5 protein-coding genes are annotated in these 3695 nt (G+C 66.2%); 1 reads left to right on the top strand and 4 read right to left on the bottom strand.

What is annotated here, in order from left to right; translation table 11 throughout:
- The 4 genes from PGX04_RS28450 to PGX04_RS28465 form a co-directional block, all read right to left on the bottom strand.
- On the bottom strand, window positions 1-448 hold a 448-nt coding region (locus PGX04_RS28450), incomplete at its 3' end, for a hydantoinase/oxoprolinase N-terminal domain-containing protein (RefSeq protein ID WP_273741566.1).
- Between the two features lie 54 nt (window positions 449-502).
- Window positions 503-1708, bottom strand: a complete 1206-nt coding sequence (locus PGX04_RS28455; RefSeq protein ID WP_273741562.1) for an Nramp family divalent metal transporter — start codon at window positions 1706-1708, stop codon at window positions 503-505.
- Between the two features lie 251 nt (window positions 1709-1959).
- On the bottom strand, window positions 1960-2505 hold the full coding sequence (locus tag PGX04_RS28460; RefSeq protein ID WP_273741563.1) for a ribbon-helix-helix protein, CopG family: 546 nt from the start codon (window positions 2503-2505) through the stop codon (window positions 1960-1962).
- Window positions 2506-2581: 76 nt separating this feature from the next.
- Window positions 2582-3082, bottom strand: a complete 501-nt coding sequence (locus PGX04_RS28465; protein WP_273741564.1) for a metallophosphoesterase family protein — start codon at window positions 3080-3082, stop codon at window positions 2582-2584.
- Window positions 3083-3143: 61 nt separating this feature from the next.
- On the opposite strand from PGX04_RS28465, the gene PGX04_RS28470 reads away from it, so the two are divergent.
- A partial coding sequence (locus PGX04_RS28470; protein ID WP_273741565.1) for an NUDIX domain-containing protein occupies window positions 3144-3695 on the top strand: 552 nt, incomplete at its 3' end.

Consider the following 3695-nt stretch of genomic DNA (forward strand, 5'->3'; position numbering starts at 1 on the left):
CGCGGACCGCCTCGGCGTCGACCGACCGCTCGACCCCCGCCGCGGTCGTCCGCTCGTCGACCTCGAACCGTCGGTCGCGAGGGACCAGCGGCTCTGGCTTCTCGGCCTCGAGATCGTACAGATCCGGCCGGTCCTGACGTCCGATCTCGAGGACGTCACGGAACCCCTCGGTGGTCACGAGCGCCGTTCGCGCGCCACCGCGCTCGAGGAGGGCGTTGACCGAAACGGTCATCGCGTGGGCGAAGCCGTCGATCTCGGCGGGGTCGATACCGGCCCGGTCGCAGGCCTTTTCGATCCCCTCGAGGACGCCGACGTGCTGGTCGTCGGTCGTCGGCACCTTCGCGGTGAGTAGCCGGTCGTCGACGGTCAGCGCCACGTCGGTGAACGTGCCGCCGACGTCGACGCCGATGCGCGTGTCGCCGTCCTCTGTCGATTCGTCAGTATCCATCGGTGCGTCCGCGTTCGAGTCGTGTGCGTTTGAATCTGTTATTTGCTCCATCAGTTAGAGGATCAAAACGTCGTAGAGCGTTCGGAGGCCGATACCGATCACGACGACCGTGACGATCCCGCCGAGGACGTTCTGGAGGGTACTGTTCGTGTACTCGCCCAGCAGGCCGTCGTTGTTCATCGCGTAGATGAGGAATACCGCCAGAATCGGCAGCAGGAGCCCGTTGGCGACCTGTGCGAAGACGATCACCTGTACGGGGTTGTAGTCCAGCGCCGAGAAGACGATCCCGACGCCGAGGATCGTCATCCAGATCGCTCGGAACCGGGTCGACGTCAGATCTCGCTCCCAGCCCAGCGCGCCGGCGGTGGCGTAGGCACCCGCGAGCGGCGCGCTCATCGCGCTCGTGAAGCCGGCCGCGAAGAGGCCGATCGCGAAGAACGTAAGCGCGTAGCCGCCGAAGACCGGCTCGAGCTGGTCCGCCATCTCGCCGACGTTACTGATCGAGGTTCCTTCGGGGAACACCGCGGCGGCCGTGACGACGATCGCCGTCGTGATGATGCCGCCGACGATGACCATACCGATCGTGTCCGCGCGACACTCGGCGAGGTCTTCGGCACCGTCCCACCGCTCCTGAACCGTGCTCGCGTGGAGGAACAGGTTGTAGCCGACGACGGTCGTCCCGACGAGGCCGGCGATGAGGTACGCCGATCCCTCGGGGACGGTCGGGACGAGGCCGCCCGCCAGTAAGCCGATATCGGGACGGACCATGATCGCGTTGAGCACGAACGCCAGCCCCATGATGGTGACGAGGCCGATGAAGACTCGCTCGATCAGTTTGTAGTTCCCCGTCCACAGCAGGCCGGCGGCGACGAGGCCCATGATCGGTCCCCAGACGTTCTCGCTGACGCCGGTGATCGTCGCCAGGCCGGCAGCGCCCCCGACGATGTTGCCCGTCTGGAACGCCGCGGTTCCGACACCGATCGCGCTCACGACGAGTGCGACGGTGATCGCCCGCGGAATCGGGTTGTCGAATTCGTTTCGGAACGCTTCTCCCAGCCCTTCCTGCGTGATCAGCCCAAGCCGCGCGCTCATCTCCTGGAGAACGATCGTCGCCAGAATCGAGAACGCGATCGTCCACACCAGCAGGTACGCGTACTCGGCACCGATCACGCTCGCAGTCGTTACCGTCCCCGGTCCGACGAACGCCGCCGCGACGAGCGCGCCCGGTCCGATCGCCTTCACTCGGTCGATAGCACCCATGATGTATATTCACATACACCACTCTTCGAGATTCCCAAAAGGGTTGTTAAGAGTCGAACATACGGACTGTCCGACGGCTCGAGATAGTGTGATCGACGTATGAACTCGTATGCGGTCGTGTGAACGTCGCGATCCGTTCACGCTGTTCGAGCGCGTTCGTTGACGGCCGCCGAGCGCATTCGCCCGCCGGTCGTCGATCGCCGAGCGGTCATCGGCGTTCGTACCGAGCAATCGGTAGTCGACCGTTCGAGTCAGTTGGCTGGCCGTTCGGTCACGATCACCTTCGAGACGCCGCCGTCGAGTTCGATCTCCGTCGGCAATTCGACGGTGCTTCGCTCGATGAACCGTGTCATGAACCAGCGAACGGCCTCCGAGGGAAAGACGAGGTGGTAGACGCCCTCGCTCTCCTCGCGGACGTCGAGGAAGCCACAGAAGGAGAGCCACTCCAGGAGGTCGCCGACCTCCTCGAATCGGGCCTCGTACTCGCGAGCGTGGTAGTCGGAGACCCGGTCGGCCGCCTCGACGAACGCCGGATCCGGATCGCCGCCGGCGTAGCAGTACTCGAGGAAGGCGTGCAGGAAGTCGATATCGAGCAGGACGTGCTCCCCCGAGGAGAGCATCCGATAGTACCGCTCGAGGTTCTCGCTCGGCCGTTCGTTGGCCGCCTCGAAGTTCGTCCCGTAGAAGGTGAGTGCGCGGCGGACGACCTCGCTCTGTCCCTCGCCCGTCTCGGCGACCAGCGTCTCGAGGGCCGCGGCCGAGTCGTCGTCGAGCGATACCGTTACGCGCTGTGTCATGGTCTCACGGGGGTTCCCGAGACGGGTATAGTTCACGCACTCGAGGCAGGCCACGCGGCCAGTCTCCGACGGGGACTCACTCGGTTCGCAGTTCGACCGTCAGGTCTCCGTTCTCGACGGTCGCGACGTGCATCGTCGCGCGATCGGCCGGAGCCGCACCGGTCGCGCTCCCCGGGTTGAGCACTCGGACGCCGTCGACGGTCGTATCGACGACTTCGTGGATGTGACCTCCGACGGCGACCGAATCGCTATCGGGCGCTTCGGACCGAGCGGTCCCCGCGACCCGCTGGTGCCACCCCGCCGGCGAACCGGCTCCGTGGGTCACGACAAACGTCACGCCGTCCGCCTCGAGCGTCGCGGCGTGGGGGACGTCGATCGTGGGTGGATCCGTGTTTCCGCGGACGGCGGTCAGGGCACCGTTCGCCATCGCGTCGATCCGGTCGTAGGTTCGCCTCGAGTCGAAATCGCCAGCGTGGATCGTCCGGTCGGCGTCCCGGAGTTCCTCGACGACCCACTCGGGGACGGCGCTCTCGCGGGAGGGAACGTGCGTATCGGCGATGATCGCTATCCGTTGCATAGCCGTGGATACGGCAGCCGGTCCCGAAAGGGATTCCCTGCAAGCGGTCGTGATCTCGAGTATGCGTGACTCACCGAGGGACCGCGACGAAACCGGGGACGGAGCGGCGAGCGCGACCCACGTCGTCACCGCGTTCCTCCGCAACCGCGGCGAGGTCCTCTCGTTGCGCCGGAGCGATTCGGTCGGTACCTACAGGGGCCAGTGGGGCGGCGTCTCGGGCTTCGCGGAGGGGGCACCGGACGAACAGGTCTTCGTCGAGATTCGCGAGGAAACGGACCTCGAGGCCGACACCATCTCGCTGGTCCGTTCCGGTCGGCCGGTCGAGTTCGAGGACTCGAACCTCGAGCGCGAGTGGGTCGTTCACCCCTCTCTGTTCGACTGCGACACTCGCGAGATCGAACTGAGCGAGGAACACGACGACTTCGAGTGGGTCGCCCCCACCGAACTGCTCGAGGGTGTCGGCGACGACCGCGAGACGGTCCCCGAACTGTGGACCGCCTACGAGCGCGTGGCTCCCACCGTTCGATCGGTCGCGGCCGACGACGAACACGGCGCTGCGTACCTGTCCGTGCGAGCGCTCGAGGTGCTGCGCGATCGAGCGGGGCTGCTCGTG

The organism is Natrinema soli, assembly GCF_028618695.1.